Below are 17,986 nucleotides of genomic sequence, written 5' to 3'. Positions count from 1 at the left end.
AGATTATTTTAATAAATCGTTTCTTAATTTTTGAACATGGTTCACAACTTGCCAACGCTCTTCTCCTGTTAATTGAGAAGCATGTGATCCCATTAAGTTTCTTCCGTACATAATTACGTGATAAATACTACCTTCTGTAATATCTCTGTCTTTATAATTAGGTATTCCTAAAAACTTTTCTCTCTTTACTAAATCTCCTTGACCGTCACCTTTTTTACCATGACATACTGCGCAATAAATTCCGTACAAAGCTTTCCCTTTTTCACTGTTCTTAGTGTACTCAGTTAATGGAGATTTTAATTCGTTCTTGGCTGCATCATATCCTTCATTAGAATTAGGATAATCATAAGGTACTTGTCCTCTTGCTATAGTTCCTTCCACAGGTAATTGTGAATCCATTCCATTAGCAAATCCAGTATTAACACCATAAGGTTCATAAGCAACAGAAGTGTACATATCTGGCATATATTGAACTTGAGGCTTCGTTTTATCATTACATGAAGTAAACGCGATTGCTACAAATAAAATTGCTGCTATTTTAGTGATCGTATTTCTCATCTCCTTATTGCTTTTCAATTACGTTAATTTCAACTGCACCTGTTTCATTCAACAAAGAAGTCAATTCCTCTTCATTATCATGAATAGCGATTTCCATTAAGAAATGGTCATCTGTAGTTCTTACATCAGGATTCTCTGCTGCTTTAAATGGCCAAATTCTACTTCTCATGTAAAATGTAATTACCATCAGATGGGCCGCGAAAAACACTGTTAATTCAAACATGATTGGCACGAATGCAGGCATGTTTAAAAACCAACTAAAGTTAGGTTTACCCCCAATATCTTGTGGCCAATCCTGAATCATCATATAGTTAGTCATCCAAATCGCAAAACTCAAACCAGTCAATCCATATAAGAAAGCAGTTATTGCCAGTTTTGTATGAGGCAATCCCATAGCCTTATCCAATCCATGAACTGGGAAAGGTGTAAAGACATCCTCAATATGAATGTGTTTTTCTTTTACTGTCTTAACGGCATCCATCAGGATGTCATCATCATTATATAAGGCGTGTATTACTTTATTACTCATGATTTCCGTCTCTTAATTTTTTATAATTTTCTCCTGATACCTTCAAAATAGATTTTACCTCTGCCTGAGCAATTACTGGGAATGTTCTAGCATATAATAAAAATAATACTCCAAAGAATCCTATTGTTCCAATGAAAATACCTATGTCTACAAATGTAGGCTCAAAACGAGTCCATGTAGATGGTAAATGTCCTTTACTTAATACAATCGCAATAATGTCAAAACGCTCAAACCACATTCCAATATTAATCGCAATAGAAATTAAGAATGAAGCGATAAAACTTCTTCTAAACTTTCTTATCCACAATAACTGAGGGATCAAAATATTAAATAAAATCAATGACCAGAATGCCCAACCATATGCACCAGTAGCTGCACCCACAGACATATAAGTAAAGTTTTCGTAAGGAGAACCTGTATACCAAGCAATAAAGAACTCAGAAGCATACGCCACAGCCACAATACCACCTGTTAACATAATAACAAAGTTCATGTATTCAACGTGTAAACGTGTAATGTAGTTTTCTAGGTTTGTTACCTTTCTCATAATTCCTAATAACGTTTGTACCATTGCGAATCCTGAGAAGATCGCACCAGCAACGAAATATGGAGGAAAAATAGTAGAATGCCATCCCGGGTTGATAGAAGTGGCAAAATCCATAGATACAATTGTATGTACTGAAAGTACTAACGGAGTTGCTAAACCAGCTAACACCAAAGAAACTTCTTCAAAACGTTGCCAATCTTTTGCTCTACCAGACCATCCGAAACTTAACAAGGCATATATTTTCTTTTGGAAAGGCTTTACAGCTCTATCTCTCAACATCGCAAAATCCGGAAGTAAACCTGTCCACCAGAAAACTAACGAAACTGATAAATACGTAGAAATTGCAAATACATCCCAAAGTAACGGTGAGTTAAAGTTTACCCATAAAGATCCAAATTGATTTGGAATAGGTAATACCCAATATCCATTCCAAGGACGTCCCATATGAATTAACGGGAACAAACCTGCTTGGAAAACCGCAAAGATAGTCATCGCTTCTGCAGAACGGTTAATGGCCATTCTCCATCGTTGACGGAATAATAATAATACTGCTGAGATCAAAGTACCGGCGTGACCAATACCTACCCACCAAACGAAGTTAGTAATATCCCAAGCCCATCCAATGTTCTTGTTCAATCCCCATACTCCAATACCTGTTCCAATAGTATAGGTAATACATCCTATACCCCATAAAAAGGCAATTAATGAAATTGTAAATGCTATGTACCAATTTTTATTTGCTTTCCCTTCAATAGGCTTAGCAATATCAACCGTAATATCGTGGTAACTTTTATCCCCTAATACTAATGGTTCTCTAATAGGTGCTTCGTAATGAGACGACATAATTTATATATTGTTTCTTAATTAATTTAGTTTATGCTTCTTCCGTGTTTCTTACCTTCACTTGGTAAAGTACATTGTTGTCTGTTCCTATTGATTCTAACAAACGGTAAGCTCTTTTATCCTCTTTTTTAGCAACGATTTCGTCATCAGACTCATTTACATCACCAAACACCAAAGAACCAGTTGTACAAGCTGAAGAACATGCTACTGCATCGTTAAATTCACCTGGAGCAACTTTTCTACCTTCTTTCTTAGCATTTAAGATAACCGCTTGCGTAGATTGGATACAGAAAGAACATTTTTCCATCACCCCTCTAGATCTAACAACAACATCTGGATTCAACACCATTTTTCCGTACTCATCATTCATGTTGAAATCAAACTCAGAATTTTCGTTGTATTTAAACCAGTTGAAACGACGTACTCTATAAGGACAGTTGTTTGCACAATATCTTGTACCAACACATCTGTTGTATGCCATTTGGTTTTGACCTTGACGACCATGAGATGTTGCAGCAACTGGACAAACCGTCTCACATGGAGCATGATTACAGTGCTGACACATTACAGGTTGGAAAGATACTTGTGGATTTTCAGCAGGAGCTTCTAAAGCGTAATACGTATCAACTTCATCAGAAGTAGAATTTACGTTTTCTTCTCTCTCTGCAGAGTCCGCATCCAATTCAGAAGAATAATATCTATCGATACGCAACCAGTGCATATCTCTACCAACACGTACTTCATGTTTACCAACTACAGGCACATTATTTTCAGCGTGACATGCTACAACACAAGCCCCACATCCAGTACATGAACCTAAATCAATAGAAAGGTTAAAGTGATGTCCTATACTACGATCTTGATCGTCCCATAAATCTACACTATTTACTTCTACCTCTTCGTGCTTTAAAGACACTTTAGTAACCTGATTCCAAGATTCCTTTGGATCTAAATCAGTATTACTATAATCTTTAAAAGATACTTCTTTTAATATTTCATATCTACCAGCAATAGTGTGTTGTAATTGTTCACAAGCAAATTTGTGAGTACCTCCAACATTTTCAATTGTTGCTATCTGAACATTTTTATTATCAGCAGATAAAGCATAAGCATTTACACCTACCTGCATTTCAGATTTCATAGCTTTTGTCTTCCCATATCCAACTGCCAAACCTAAAGAACCTTTAGCCTGACCAGGTTGAATCAATACTGGTACATTTTCAACAACAACACCATTTACAGTAACATTTGCATATTGACCGTCGATAGCACCATTATCTCTAATTGGGTTTGTGAAGCCTTGAGCATCAGCATCTGCTTGAGAAATCAATAAGTAGTTATCCCAAGATGCTCTTGTTAATGGATCTGGTAACTCTTGCAACCAAGGGTTGTTTGCTTGTTGACCATCACCAATTGCAGTAGACGCAAATAAAGTCAATTCAAATGCTCCTGTTTGCACAGAAGATTTTAATGCTTTTGCAGCTTTCGCTACATCAATACTATTTCCTTTTAATGCACTTACTTCCTTAGAAAAAATCCCATCATGTAATGCTTGATTCCATGAAGTACCTCCTAAAATATCAGAATTCCATACGTTTGATAAATAATCGTAGTAAGATTGCTCACTACCAGACCAAGCTAACAAACAATCTTGAAATTGTTTCGTATCAAATAATGGATTTACAGTTGGTTGTGTCAAACTATAAGATCCTTCTTGGATTTGAACATCACCCCAAGCTTCTAAATAATGAGGAGTTGGCAATGCATATTGTGTAATACTTGCAGTTTCATCTTCGCTAGAAGCAAAAGCAACCGAAAGTTTTACTTTTTTCAATCCTTTTACAAAGGCAGCACTATTTGCTAACGTGTAAACTGGATTTGTATTATAAGTAATAACTGCTCCAATTTTACCAGCATTCATCTCAGCGATTAATAAGTCTACAGCAACGTCTGAACCTTGTCTTGTATACTTTACCGCAGCGGTATCAATCACCTCACTTTGTAAGTATTGATTTAATGCCAATGCGATTAACTGAGCATTTTTATTTTGAATTCCTGTAACAACAACTCCATGCTTTCCAGCAGCTTTTAATTGCTTCGCAGCTTTCAAAACAGCACCATCTTTAGAGGTTGCTTTAGAAGTTAAGTTTTCACCAGTTACAGCATTATATAAATTGATCAAAGCATATATTTGCTCTGAAGGCTTTACTACAATTCTTTTATCAGCATTAGAACCTGTCAAAGACATATTTGATTCTACCTGAATATGGCGAGACATTTTTCCTGCCTCAACATTTCGACCTTCTGTATAGCTTTTCTCAAAACCACCACCTTGCCAATCTCCTAAGAAATCTGCACCGATAGCAACAATAGTTTTTGCCTCAGAAAAATCATAATTAGGTAATGCTCTTTTTCCGTATACTTCTTCAAACGCATCCAAAGCAGTTGACTCAGACATTGCATCGTACTGAACATGCTCAACGTTTCCATTTGCAGCAGTAAAATCAGCAATCAATTTCTCTGTAGATGGACTTGCTAAAGTACCCGTCAATAAAACAACTTTTTCTCCAGAGGCTTTTAATTCAGCCAATGTAGATTTAACTTGTGCATTAACATCAGACCACGAAGAATCGTTTCCATTTACTTTAGGTCCTTTTAAACGTAAACTATCGTACAAAGAAAGTACAGAAGCTTGTACTCTTGCATTCGTTGTTCCGTTTGCCAATTTGTTTGGCTTGATAAGAATTGGTCTTCCTTCTCTAGTTTTCACTAAAACATTTGCAAAATCGTAACCATCAGCAATAGTACTCGCATAGTAATTTGCGATACCTGGAGTGATTTCTTCCGGTTTTACAACATAAGGAATTGATTTTCTAACGGGACCTTCACAAGCAGCAAGCGAAGCAGCTGCAGTTGAAAATCCAACATATTTTAAAAAGTCACGACGAGAAGTAGAAGATTCTTCTAAACTCTCTTTATCTCCTAAAAATTCATCTGCACTCATCTCTGACACAAATTCCTTTTCTTCAAGCTTAGCAACAATCGAACTATTTTCGTTTAGTTCTTCAACACTTTTCCAGTATTTTTTGTTAGATGCCATGTTATATATAGGTATTTTATAAACTTAATAATTGATTAGTAGTGACATTTTCCACATTCTTTCCCTCCCATTTGAGCGACAGTCACTTTTTCTACACCATACTTTTTAGATAAATCTTCATGTATGTTTTTGTAGTATCCATTTCCTTCCATCTTAACTTTGGTCTCTTTATGACAGTCGATACACCATCCCATAGTTAAAGGAGAATATTGATAAACTTCTTCCATTTCTTCAACAGGACCATGACATTTCTGACATTTGATTCCTCCAACAGTTACGTGTTGAGAATGGTTATAGTATGCAAAATCAGGTAAGTTATGGATTCTAGTCCATACGATAGGCTCAGTTTCACCAGTATACTCTAGATTCTCTGAATCCCATCCAGCTGCCTTATACAACTTTTGAATTTCACCATCGTAGAATGCTTTAGAATGCTCAGCGGTTGCAGTTTCTTCAGCTACTTCTCCAATGTTCTTATGACAGTTCATACATACATTTACAGAAGGAATCCCTGAAGTTTTACTATTTTTAGCAGAAGAGTGACAGTATTGACAGTCTATTTTATTATCTCCAGCATGTATTCTGTGAGAGAATGCAATCGGCTGAACTGGCTGATATCCTTGATCTACTCCAATACTCATTAAAGCCGTAAACCCAAAATAAGCAATATTGAACAACAAGATAATCGTAGCAATAATTTTCAAGAAACCGTTATCACTTTTAAAGTAAACATATACAATTAACCCCGCTAACACTAAGAAAACAACATATGAAATAACATTAGAAGAGCCTGATTCCTTTACTTCAACTGGAGCAGCAGCAACTGCAACAGCACCGGCTTTTTTCACAGGATCAGCATCTAAGTAAGCCACAATGTTTTCAATATCAGCATCTGCGAACTGAGGAAAGGCAGTCATAGGCGAACCTTTATACTCTTCATAAATCGCAATTGCATCCGCGTCACCTGAAGCTCTTAAGGCATTATTATCCTTAATCCATGCTTTTAACCAATCCATCTCTCTTCTTTCAGAGATTTTCCCTAATGCCGGACCTACTAGTTTTTTATCTAATTTATGACAAGCAGCACAATTAGCATTAAACAAACTTTTACCAGCTTTTGCATCTCCTTGCGCAGATAAACTAAAGGTAAAAAGAAATAAGAAAGTAAGACTAGCAACTACTAATCTCCCGATTTGACTGTGTTTTTTCACACTTTTCATACTTAAAAATATAAATTTTCTATCTTAATTTGAGATAAAACAATCCGTTATTGATACGAATTTATTTCCCCAAAATTTTGAGCAAAAGTACTACTTATTACCAAAATTGTAAATTAAAAAAGGAAGCTAAGAACTAATTTATAGTAATTCTAAATAATAAAGTTATCTAAACTTATAGGTTCCAATATATTAAACCTATCGAAATCGTTTAAGCGTCTTCATTTTCAACGCTTTCCACTCAATTATACTCTGCAATAAAATATCTGAAAATAGCCTTATATAATATACTCAACTACAAGGAATTTATCCGAATTTTTCATGAAATTAGATGACATGATATAAATCAATTCTTAACTAAAAACGCTTTCATTATTACAGTTATTCAACCCAATCACCTTAATAATCAAAGAAAATATTTATAAATTAACACTATCATACATTAAGATAAAAATCAAAACTATATTTTTGCAATATATAAGACGCTTTATGAAAAATAGAATTTTATTTATTGTTAGTTTATTGAGTTTACCATTTATAGGTGTATCTCAAACATCAACAGAAGCTAGTTTACAAACTCTTTTAGTAAAAAAGAGAGCTTACAATAAACAGGCAAAACAAGGATTTTGCATTCAATTATACAACGGCAATGAAAAAATGGCTTTGCAAAAGATGGAAGAGTTCAAAGAAATATTTCCTGAAATAGAAATAAAGAGAATCTATAAAGTTCCCGAATGGAAAGTTCAAACCGTTTCTTTTAAAACACGAATTGAAGCTGATCGGGTTTTGAATAAAATCAAAGAAGAATATCCTGGAGCAAGGGTATTGTAATAAAAAAAGACCATTCTAACGAATGGTCTTTTTTTCTATTTAGCATGGTCCAAATAATAAATCACATTTAAAATTTCCTCATCACTTAAATAAGAATAAGACATCATTGGAATTTTATTATACTTCTCATAAATCTCTATAGCATCTTTATCTCCTTTTGCCATTAGTCCTTTACTGTCTTTTATAAACTCAACAGTCCACTCTTTTTTTCTTCTCTCAGAAATTTTCCCCAAGGCAGGGCCGATTAACTTTTTATCAAGTTTGTGACAGGCGGCACAATTTCCATTAAAAATTTTCTTTCCCTTAGCTGCATCTGTTTGAGCGCTTAATGAAGAAATAGAAAACACGACACTACATATTAAAAATAAAATTGTTCTCATAGTCTAAAGATTATTTATGTCTCAAATTTAATTTTTTTTTCATAGACACAACTCAGTTCTGCGAAAAAAACATCCTTAAATTTAACCAATAGTTGACCCTAATTTCCATTCTACATAAAATCATCTGTCGTTTAAATAAAACCATTCCTCATTATGTGAATCATAGGAAACAAGTATTTTAGAAATATAAAATCTTATACAATGAAAAAATCAATTAAAACAATTTTAACTTTCAGTGTTTTTGCAATCACTACCATTCTATCTGCACAAAAGGCACCAACCTTTAAAAAAGGAAATGACCCAAAACCAACAGACAAAAAATGGAAACTTGTTAAAAATTTATCGGACGAATTTAAAGGTTCTTCATTAAACAAAAGCAAATGGGTTACCGGTGGTGGATGGATCGGAAGACCTCCTGGACTATTTATGCAAGACAATATAAAAGTAGAAGATGGGTCTTTGAAAATAACTGCCTATACATTACCCAATCCAATTGTTAAAAACAAAAAGACCTTTACACATGGTGGTGGATATGTAGGTTCTGTAGCCCCTTCTAAATTCGGATACTATGAAGCTAGAATGAAAGCAAACAAAACTTTTATGTCTTCTACATTTTGGCTGATAAATGAGGGACGTAATGAATCAGGATGCAATAAAAGAACTATAGAGTTGGATATCCAAGAATGTGTTGGTGAAATTAACACCACAGGTAAATGGGCACAACATTTTGACCGATCTATGCACTCAAATACCCACAGCAGAAATATCCCTGAGGGTTGTGATTATGTAAAAGGAATTAAAGGAACCAACACCGATTTAAATGAAGGTATGGTTTACGATGACTATCATGTTTATGGAGCATGGTGGAAAAGTGAAACCGAAGTTTGGTTTTATTTAGATGGAGTATTAACAGAAAAAGTTACACCAGCAGCAGATTTTGATATCAATATGCATATCAGAATGGTGGTAGAAACTTATGATTGGAATCCTGTACCAGCAGATGGTGGGATGACCGGTACCGAAGAAGAAAGAACAACTTCTTATGACTGGGTTAGAGTTTGGAGATTAAAGTAATCAAAAAACTAATATGATAAAAAAACCTGATTCAAATGAATCAGGTTTTTTTATGATTATCTATGAGCTATATTTCATGGCAAAATCACTACTATAAGAGCAGAAACGAATAATACTCCTATCCCACAAATAGAAGACATTAGGTATTCTTATCACAATGATATTTCAAGATGAATAATTATTATTTCTAATTGGTATTATTATGACTTTATATAAAAAGAAAATCATTTGACTCTCTACAATTTCCCAAGTAGCTATCATAGCAATAGGCAGCTCGTAATTCTCTAGAGGTTCCTCTTATTACAATCCTTTGAAAAACAAAAAAGCCTGATTCATTTGAATCAGACTTATTATATAAGATTAGAAATTTTATTTCAATTTCTTCTTCACTTCTACTTCTTGGTAAGCTTCAATAATATCATTTACTTTGATATCATTAAATCCTTTGATTTGCATACCACAATCGTATCCTTTTGCTACTTCTTTAGCATCATCTTTGAAACGTTTTAATGTTGCAAACTCTCCAGTAAACACCACTATACTATCTCTAATAACTCTCACTTTAGAAGTTCTAAATACTTTACCTGTTAAGACCATAGATCCGGCAACATTTCCAACTTTAGAAATTTTATAAACCTCTCTAATTTCAGCCGTACCTGTAATCTCCTCTTTCATATCTGGAGACAACATTCCTTCCATTGCATCTTTCAAGTCATTGATTGCATCATAGATAATTGAGTACATTCTTACATCAACCTCTTCGGTATCTGCAACAATTCTAGCATTTCCAGAAGGACGTACGTTAAATCCAATTACAATCGCGTCTGAAGCAGATGCTAATAAGATATCAGATTCAGTAATCGCACCAACACCTTTATGGATAATATTTACTTGAATTTCTTCTGTAGATAATTTCTGGAATGAATCTGTCAATGCCTCTACAGAACCATCCACATCCCCTTTCAAGATAATGTTCAACTCCTTAAAGTCACCCAATGCAATTCTACGACCAATCTCATCTAAGGTAATATGTTTCTGTGTTCTTACAGATTGTTCTCTTTGTAATTGAGAACGTTTCGTTGCAATTTGTTTCGCTTCTCTTTCATCTTCAAATACATTAAACTTATCACCTGCTTGCGGTGCTCCGTCCAAACCTAACATTGAAACAGGAGTTGAAGGACCAGCAACTTGAATGTTATGACCTCTTTCGTCAAACATCGCTTTCACTTTTCCACTATGTCTACCTGCCAATACGTAATCTCCAATTTTTAAAGTACCCGCTTGCACCATAATTGTAGAAACATACCCTCTACCTTTATCTAATAAAGCCTCAACAACAGTTCCTGTCGCTCTTTTATCAGCATTCGCTTTTAAGTCTAAAATCTCAGCCTCAAGCAATACTTTTTCTAATAATTCATCAACACCTTGTCCTGTTTTCGCAGAGATATCATGTGATTGAATTTTACCACCCCAGTCTTCAACTAATAAATCCATAGAAGCTAATTGTTGCTTCACATTATCAGGATTCGCAGCTGGACGGTCAATTTTATTTATTGCAAACACAATTGGCACCCCTGCAGCTTGTGCATGGCTAATTGCCTCTTTTGTTTGTGGCATTACATCATCATCAGCAGCAATTACAATAATCACTAAATCGGTAACCTGCGCTCCACGTGCTCTCATGGCAGTAAAGGCCTCGTGACCCGGTGTATCCAAGAATGCGATTCTTTGACCTCCTGATAATTCCACAGAGTAAGCACCAATATGTTGTGTAATTCCTCCAGATTCACCAGCAATAACATTTGCTTTACGGATATAATCCAATAAAGATGTTTTACCATGATCTACGTGTCCCATTACCGTAATAATTGGAGCTCTTGTAGTTAAATCTTCCTCAGAATCCACTTCTTCTTGAATTCCTTCTTCAACTTCTGCACCAATAAATTCAACAGTATAGTTAAACTCTTCTGCTACAATAGAAATCGTTTCAGCATCCAATCTTTGATTCATGGTTACCATCATTCCTAATGTCATACATGCAGAAATGATTTGAGTTGGAGATACATCCATCATTGTAGCAACTTCACCTACAGTTACAAACTCAGTAACTTTTAGGATTTTGCTATCTTGAGCCGCTAACTCCTGATCAATATCAGATTGTTGACGGTGTAAATCTCTTTTATCTCTTCTGTACTTCGCTCCTTTGTTTTTACTAGATTTACCTTGTAATCTCTCAAGAGTTTCACGTACTTGTTTTTGTACTTCTGCTTCTGTAGGCTCTTCTTTCTTAACGGCTGGAGCAGGTCTTTGATTCCTTCCTCTACCTTTATTGAAGTTACCTCTATTACCACCGCCACCACCAGGTCTTGGTGAATGATTAGCAGGTTTTACAATTCTTTTTCTTTTAGCTTTAGCAGCACCACCATTAGCAGGTTTCGCTTCTTCCTTCTTTTTCTTTGGACGCTCAAATTGTTTTAAGTCAATTACAGTGCCTGTTAATTTAGGACCATCTAACTTTTTGTATTGCGTTGTTAATTTTTCAGCTTCTTCAGGATTTACTTCTTCTTTAACCTCTTGCTTTTTAGGCGTTGGTTTCGCTTCCACAAATTCTTGAGCTTGATCAATTGCTTTAGGAGCTATATTTTCCTTTTTAACAGGAGCAACAGGCTTTTCAACTTTCGCCTCTACCTTTACCTCTTCAACAGGCTTTTCTTCTGCAACAACCTCAACTGGTTTTGCCTCAGTTTCCTTTACCTCTTCTTTCTTTTCTTCAACAACTGGTTTTTCCTCTGCTTTCGTTGCACCAGGAACATCAATCTTTCCAACTGTTTTTAACTCAAGCTTTTCAGCTTTTGCCTTTACCACAGCTCTACGAGATTCATCCAACTGACGTTTTTTCTCCAACTCAGCCTCCTGTGCCAAACGAAGTTCTTCCTTTTCTTTCTTCTTCTCCTCACCTACTTCTTTTGAAGCAGCTTTTTTATTCTTGTCAGTCTGAAAACCATCCAATAAGACTTCATAAATCTCATTAGAGATCTTAGTAGTAGGTCTTGCCTCTACTTCCACTCCTTTGCTTGCCAAGTGCTCAACAGCCCTATCTAATGATATGTTAAGTTCCCTAAGAACTTTGTTGAGTCGTATTGTTTTATTTTCAGCCATATCTATTTAATTGTTGAATAGTTACTTAATCTATTTTGGCTCATAAATTAGCCAACTATTCTGTATTCTATAATCTATTTAAATTGCGTTTCTCACGAAACTCGTTACTCACGGTACTTATGATTCAAATTCTTCTCTAAGAACTCTTTGAACATCTAAAATTGTTTCCTCCTCTAGATCTGTTCTCTTCACTAACTCATCCACGTCTTTATCCAATACGCTTCTAGCAGTATCTAAACCAATCTTTTTGAATTCTTCAATTACCCATGATTCTATTTCATCAGAGAATTCCGTCAATTCAACATCCTCGTCTTCAACACCTTCTCTTTGCACATCAATTTCAAAACCTGTAAGCTCACTTGCAAGACGAATATTTACTCCTCCTCTACCAATTGCTCTTGACACTTCCTCAGGACGTAAAAACACATCTACTCTACCTTTTTTACCTTCTTCTGGCTCTTGTTTGATAGTCATAGAAACTATTTTTGCAGGGCTCAAAGCTCTTGCAATAAATAATTCTGTATTTTTAGTATAATTGATTACATCAATATTTTCATTACCCAACTCACGAACAATTCCATGAATTCTTGATCCTTTCATTCCGACACATGCTCCAACAGGATCAATTCTATCATCATAAGAATCCACAGCAACTTTTGCTTTATCACCTGGTATTCTTGCTACTCCTTCAATAGTAATCAAACCATCGAAAACCTCAGGAATTTCTTGCTCAAATAATTTCGTTAAGAATCCTGGTGCAGTTCTAGACAAAATGATCACTGGTTTGTTTCCTCTTAACTCAACACTTTTAATTACCCCTCTAACAGATTCACCTTTTCTAAAGAAATCTGAACGGATTTGTTCACTTTTCGGCAATACCAATTCATTTCCTTCATCATCTAAAAGAATGATAGCATTGTGCTTTATATGATGTACTTCAGCAGAATACAAATCTCCTTCTAACTCCTTAAATTGCTTGAAGATATTTGTACTATCATGCTCGTATATTTTAGAAATCAAGTTTTGACGTAAAGCCAAAATAGCTCTTCTTCCTAATTGAAATAATTTCACTTCCTCAGAAACATCCTCGCCAATTTCAAAATCAGGCTCAATTTTTCTAGCTTCACTTAATTCAATTTCCTCATTATCGTCTTCTGAAAAACCATCAGCAACAACAACTCTATTTCTCCAAATCTCTAAATCTCCTTTATCTGGATTGATAATAATATCAAAGTTATCATCAGAACCAAACTTACGTTTTAATGCGGCTCTAAAAACTTCCTCTAAAATAGACATCAAGGTTACCCTATCAATACTCTTATCATCTTTAAACTCTGAAAATGAATTTATTAAATCTATATTTTCCATTTCACCTTACTACTTAAAAAATTAGCTTCACTTTTGCTTCTACTATACTATTATATGCTAAAGTTACAGATTTCTCAACCGTTACTTTACCTTTTCCTATTGGCTTTGGTTCTCTTGCAGACCAGTTTAACACTATATCTTCTCCAATAACTTCAACCAACTTTCCTTCATATTTACCTTCTGCTGTTTTCACAGAAAGGGTTCTACCAATGTTTTTCTTATATTGTCTAAACACTAGCAAAGGTTTTGTAATATCTGGAGTACTAACTTCTAAACTAAAGTCTTCTTCCTCTCTATCCAGCTCACCTTCAACAGCCCTACTTATCCTAATACATTCATTAAGTGGAACTCCTTGGTCACCATCAATAATTATTGATATTTTACTATCTGGCAACAACTCTAAACTAATTAAAAACAGCGGGCTATCTTCACCCAATGCGTCATTTACTAATTGTTCAACAAGCTCTTTATTCATCTTCTAGTATAAAAAAAGGAGACTTGTAAGTCCCCCTTCATTTGCAATAATCTCGATTTTACGGTGCAAATATAACAACAATTATCGGATATACAAAACCGATACAGCTTAAGTAACAAAAACAATTACTTAAATTTCAGGGATAAAAAAGCCCAAACTGCATCTTGTGCAATTTGGACTTTATATAAATATTTAAATAAGCTTTTAATAGCAGCTAAATTCTTAAAATTTAAACCCTTTGGTAAGAACCAAATAAACAGCAGAAAACAAGAAGAACATTGTCATCATACTATATAGGGTCAACATAACTTTCTCAAATAAATTCAAACCTTCTCCTTTTTCATGAAGGTACTCTTGAATAGAATTAATAATTCCATTTCCTAAAGATTTTTCGGAGTTTAGCGGGTGGTTTTGAGCTTTCATAATACTACATTTAACTTTTAAATTTTGAAACAGTTTTGTTCCGTAACTAAAACAAGGGGTAGTATTCAATCCATAGTTTGATTTAAAATAAACATCAAACTTTGATAGCTGTTCGTAAGACTTTCTTTCATAGAAATTTACGCTTGCAATTTACAAAATTTCTACCTTAAAACTAAAGTTTTATGCACATTTTTTTTTAGACACGCTAACACTTCAATAGATTGCAAAAAATAGGTACTTTTGAAATAAGAATTCCGGATTAACAAAACTAATCAAACATGGAATACTTGTTACTTAAACAGAACAATTATATATGTTTTCAACTGGCGAAAAAAAACAATACAATCGACATTTCATCCTGGAATCTATTGGGGTAGAAGGTCAAAATAAATTAAAACTCAGCAAGGTCTTAGTCGTTGGAGCTGGAGGGTTAGGATGTCCCATACTACAATATCTTGCAGCAGCAGGAGTTGGAACCATCGGAATTATTGATAACGACACGGTAGACCAAAGCAATCTACAAAGACAAATTTTATTTACTATTGACGATATCGGCAAACCCAAAGCACAAGTCGCCGCTGATAGATTAAAAAGACTAAACCCTTTCATTACATTTAACACCTACATCAGTTTTCTATCTTCTGAAAATGCTTTGAAACTATTTTCTGATTATGATATCATTGTTGATGGTTCAGATAATTTCCAAACAAGATATTTAACAAATGACGCTGCGGTTTTAACAAATCGTCCCCTGGTCTTTGGTGCCATATTTAAATTTGAAGGTCAAGTAAGTGTGTTCAATTATAAAAATGGACCTACCTATCGATGTTTATTTCCCGAACCACCTAGTGCAAACAGTATTCCAAATTGTTCCGATGTTGGAGTTTTAGGGGTGCTACCAGGAATTATTGGCTGTCTACAAGCAAATGAAACGATAAAAATAATCTGCGATTTAGGGAATGTTCTTAGCGGAAAATTACTCTCCATGAACGCTTTAAACCTTCAACAAAACATTTTAAAATTCCCGAAAAATCCAACAATAGAAATCAAAGAATTGATTGATTATGATATTTTCTGCGGAATAGAAAAAGAATCTAGTCTTGAAATTTCCAGCAGTGAATTGACATTGGAACTTAAAAAACATAATATTACTTTAGTTGATGTAAGAAAGTTAATGGAACGTGAAAACTTCAACATTGGAGGAGAACATATTCCATTACATCAATTGCAACAGCGTTTTGATTTTTTCGACAATAAGGAAAATATTATTCTATACTGTCAAGTTGGACAAAGAAGTCTTGTTGGAGTTAAATTACTGTTAGAAAAATACCCAAATAAAAACATAAAAAGTCTTCAAGGAGGTGTAGATGCCTGGAGAAGATCTCAATAAAAAAACACCCTAAAATTCATGAATCCACTATTAAAAGAATTTAACACACCATATGAAACAGCTCCTTTTTCTAAAATAGAAAACGAGCATTTCAAACCTGCTTTTGAAAAAGCAATAACCATTGCAAAACAAGAGATTGAGAGCATTACAAAAAACACTGATGCGCCTAATTTTAAAAACACAACGGAGGCATTAGAAAATTCAGGAAAACTATTGGATAGAATTTCAAGTATTTTTTTCAACTTAAATTCTGCTGAAACCAACGATACCATACAGAAAATTGCGCAGGAGGTTTCGCCTCTTTTATCTCAATTTTCAAATGACATCAGACTGAATGAAACATTATTTCAAAAAGTAAAATCAGTTTATGATAATCAATTAAACTTAAATCTTACTAGCGAAGAAACCATGCTTTTAGAAAAACAATACAAAGGATTTTCTAGAAACGGAGCTAATTTAAAAGGTAAAGACAGGGATACTCTAAGAGAGATCGACATGAAACTCTCTAAACTATCTTTACAATTTGGCGAAAATTCTTTAGCTGAAACAAATGCTTTTGAGTTACACATCACTGATATTCATCAATTAAAAGGATTGCCTGAGGGAGCACTTGAAGCAGCAAAGCAAACTGCCCAGCAAAAAGAAAAGGAAGGCTGGTTATTTACACTAGATTACCCTAGCTACATTCCTTTTATGACTTACATAGACAACCGTGAATTAAGAAAAGAAATGGCCATTGCTTTTGGTAAAAAGGCTTTTCAAAGAAATGAATTTGACAATCAAGAGATTGTAAAAAAAATTGTTAGCTTAAGACTTAAACGTGCTCAATTATTAGGATACGACACGCATGCTCATTATGTGTTAGAAGAGAGAATGGCGGAAACACCTGAAACTGTCTTAAATTTCTCTCACGAACTTCTGAACAAGGCAAAGCCTGCCGCTCAAAAAGAATTTGATAAGTTAAGTGAATTTGCTCAAAAAGATGGAATCACTGATTTACAAAAATGGGACGGTGCTTACTATTCCGAAAAACTAAAGAAAGAATTATTTGATTTTGATGAAGAAGCGATAAAACCTTATTTCAAACTGGAGAATGTTTTAAACGGTGCCTTTACCGTTGCTAATAAATTATTCGGATTACAATTTGAGGAAGTTTTTGATATTGACACCTACCATGAGGAGGTAACGACTTATAAGGTAACAGATGAAAATAACGCATACGTTGCAATTTTTTACGCCGATTTTTTTCCTAGAGAAGGAAAAAGAAACGGTGCATGGATGACCTCTTATAAAGGACAATCTATGAAAGACGGTGTTAATAGTAGACCCCATATCTCAAACGTTTGTAACTTTACCAAACCGACAGCTACAAAACCCTCTTTACTCACCTTTAACGAAGTAACTACCCTATTCCATGAATTTGGCCATGGCTTACATGGAATGCTAGCAAACACAACATATGCTAGTTTATCGGGAACAAGTGTTTCTTGGGATTTTGTAGAACTACCAAGTCAGATCTTTGAAAATTGGTGCTATGAAGAAGATGTTTTAAAATTATTTGCTAAACATTATGAAACGGGAGAAATAATTCCAATGAACTTAATCAACAAAATCAAGGAAGCAGCAACCTTTTTAGAAGGAATGCAAACTTTACGTCAATTAAGCTTTGGATTATTAGACATGTCATGGCATTCGCAAAGCGAAATTAATTTTGACCAACTGGATGTAAAAGAGTTCGAACAACAATCTTTTTCGGATACACAATTATATCCAGACATAGCTGAAAACTGTATGAGCACTTCTTTCTCTCATATATTCCAAGGAGGCTATTCTGCAGGGTATTATTCCTATAAATGGGCAGAAGTATTAGATGCTGATGCTTTTGAATATTTTAAACAAGAAGGAATATTCAATAAAGAAATCGGAACAAAGTTTAAAGAAACTGTTCTCTCACAGGGAGGCACTCAAAAACCAATGGATTTATATGTTGCCTTTAGAGGTAAAAAACCAAATTCTGATGCTCTATTAAAAAGAGCCGGTTTACTTTAATACAACGCTTAAAAACAAAAAAGCCCTATCAAAATTGATAGGG

Annotated in this window: 14 protein-coding genes; 4 read left to right on the top strand and 10 right to left on the bottom strand. The window is 34.5% G+C overall.

Going from position 1 to position 17,986, the window contains the following annotated elements:
- Nucleotides 1–3 precede the first annotated feature (3 nt).
- The 5 genes from AC2DGP_RS12940 to AC2DGP_RS12920 are packed head-to-tail and all read right to left on the bottom strand — an operon-like array spanning nt 4 to nt 6,797.
- Nucleotides 4–558 carry a c-type cytochrome gene (locus AC2DGP_RS12940; protein WP_484490479.1) on the bottom strand — a complete coding sequence of 185 codons (555 nt, stop codon included), beginning with the start codon at nt 556–558 and terminating at the stop codon, nt 4–6.
- Nucleotides 559–562: 4 nt separating this feature from the next.
- Nucleotides 563–1,087: a DUF3341 domain-containing protein gene (locus AC2DGP_RS12935; RefSeq protein ID WP_484490478.1), complete on the bottom strand. Its 525-nt coding sequence runs from the start codon at nt 1,085–1,087 to the stop codon at nt 563–565.
- Nucleotides 1,080–2,477, bottom strand: coding sequence for an NrfD/PsrC family molybdoenzyme membrane anchor subunit (gene nrfD / locus AC2DGP_RS12930; protein WP_484490477.1), 1,398 nt, complete (start codon nt 2,475–2,477; stop codon nt 1,080–1,082). Before nrfD ends, AC2DGP_RS12935 begins: the two co-directional genes overlap by 8 nt.
- A gap of 31 nt (nt 2,478–2,508) precedes the next feature.
- The gene (locus AC2DGP_RS12925) at nt 2,509–5,577 is read right to left on the bottom strand and encodes a TAT-variant-translocated molybdopterin oxidoreductase (RefSeq protein ID WP_484490476.1); all 3,069 of its coding nucleotides are present in this window, start codon (nt 5,575–5,577) and stop codon (nt 2,509–2,511) included.
- 35 nt (nt 5,578–5,612) lie between these two features.
- On the bottom strand, nt 5,613–6,797 hold the full coding sequence (locus AC2DGP_RS12920; RefSeq protein WP_484490475.1) for a c-type cytochrome: 1,185 nt from the start codon (nt 6,795–6,797) through the stop codon (nt 5,613–5,615).
- Between the two features lie 486 nt (nt 6,798–7,283).
- Here AC2DGP_RS12920 and AC2DGP_RS12915 point away from each other — a divergent pair, with 486 nt between their 5' ends.
- Nucleotides 7,284–7,625: a hypothetical protein gene (locus AC2DGP_RS12915; protein WP_484490474.1), complete on the top strand. Its 342-nt coding sequence runs from the start codon at nt 7,284–7,286 to the stop codon at nt 7,623–7,625.
- A 35-nt stretch (nt 7,626–7,660) separates the two neighbouring features.
- On the opposite strand, the gene AC2DGP_RS12910 is transcribed toward AC2DGP_RS12915, so the two are convergent.
- Nucleotides 7,661–8,005 carry a c-type cytochrome gene (locus AC2DGP_RS12910; protein WP_484490473.1) on the bottom strand — a complete coding sequence of 115 codons (345 nt, stop codon included), beginning with the start codon at nt 8,003–8,005 and terminating at the stop codon, nt 7,661–7,663.
- Between the two features lie 201 nt (nt 8,006–8,206).
- Between AC2DGP_RS12910 and AC2DGP_RS12905 the strand changes: the two genes are divergently transcribed.
- A complete protein-coding gene (locus AC2DGP_RS12905) occupies nt 8,207–9,079 on the top strand; it encodes a family 16 glycosylhydrolase (protein ID WP_484490472.1) in 873 nt (290 codons plus the stop codon).
- Nucleotides 9,080–9,448: 369 nt separating this feature from the next.
- Here AC2DGP_RS12905 and infB read toward each other — a convergent pair whose 3' ends face one another.
- From infB to AC2DGP_RS12885, 4 genes are all read right to left on the bottom strand, one after another.
- Complete coding sequence (infB, locus tag AC2DGP_RS12900) at nt 9,449–12,238, bottom strand: translation initiation factor IF-2 (RefSeq protein ID WP_484490471.1); 2,790 nt, start codon at nt 12,236–12,238, stop codon at nt 9,449–9,451.
- Nucleotides 12,239–12,355: 117 nt separating this feature from the next.
- The gene (nusA, locus tag AC2DGP_RS12895) at nt 12,356–13,606 is read right to left on the bottom strand and encodes a transcription termination factor NusA (RefSeq protein WP_484490470.1); all 1,251 of its coding nucleotides are present in this window, start codon (nt 13,604–13,606) and stop codon (nt 12,356–12,358) included.
- 13 nt (nt 13,607–13,619) lie between these two features.
- A complete protein-coding gene (gene rimP, locus AC2DGP_RS12890) occupies nt 13,620–14,081 on the bottom strand; it encodes a ribosome assembly cofactor RimP (RefSeq protein WP_484490469.1) in 462 nt (153 codons plus the stop codon).
- A gap of 222 nt (nt 14,082–14,303) precedes the next feature.
- Nucleotides 14,304–14,504 carry a hypothetical protein gene (locus AC2DGP_RS12885; RefSeq protein ID WP_484490468.1) on the bottom strand — a complete coding sequence of 67 codons (201 nt, stop codon included), beginning with the start codon at nt 14,502–14,504 and terminating at the stop codon, nt 14,304–14,306.
- Nucleotides 14,505–14,817: 313 nt separating this feature from the next.
- On the opposite strand from AC2DGP_RS12885, the gene moeB reads away from it, so the two are divergent.
- The gene (gene moeB / locus AC2DGP_RS12880) at nt 14,818–15,894 is read left to right on the top strand and encodes a molybdopterin-synthase adenylyltransferase MoeB (protein ID WP_484490467.1); all 1,077 of its coding nucleotides are present in this window, start codon (nt 14,818–14,820) and stop codon (nt 15,892–15,894) included.
- An 18-nt stretch (nt 15,895–15,912) separates the two neighbouring features.
- Complete coding sequence (locus tag AC2DGP_RS12875; RefSeq protein WP_484490466.1) at nt 15,913–17,943, top strand: M3 family metallopeptidase; 2,031 nt, start codon at nt 15,913–15,915, stop codon at nt 17,941–17,943.
- Nucleotides 17,944–17,986 lie beyond the last annotated feature (43 nt).

It is taken from the genome of Flavicella sp. IMCC45537, assembly GCF_057197705.1.
The sequence above is the reverse complement of the archived record's forward strand: the minus strand, read 5'-3'. Positions and strand labels throughout refer to the sequence as shown.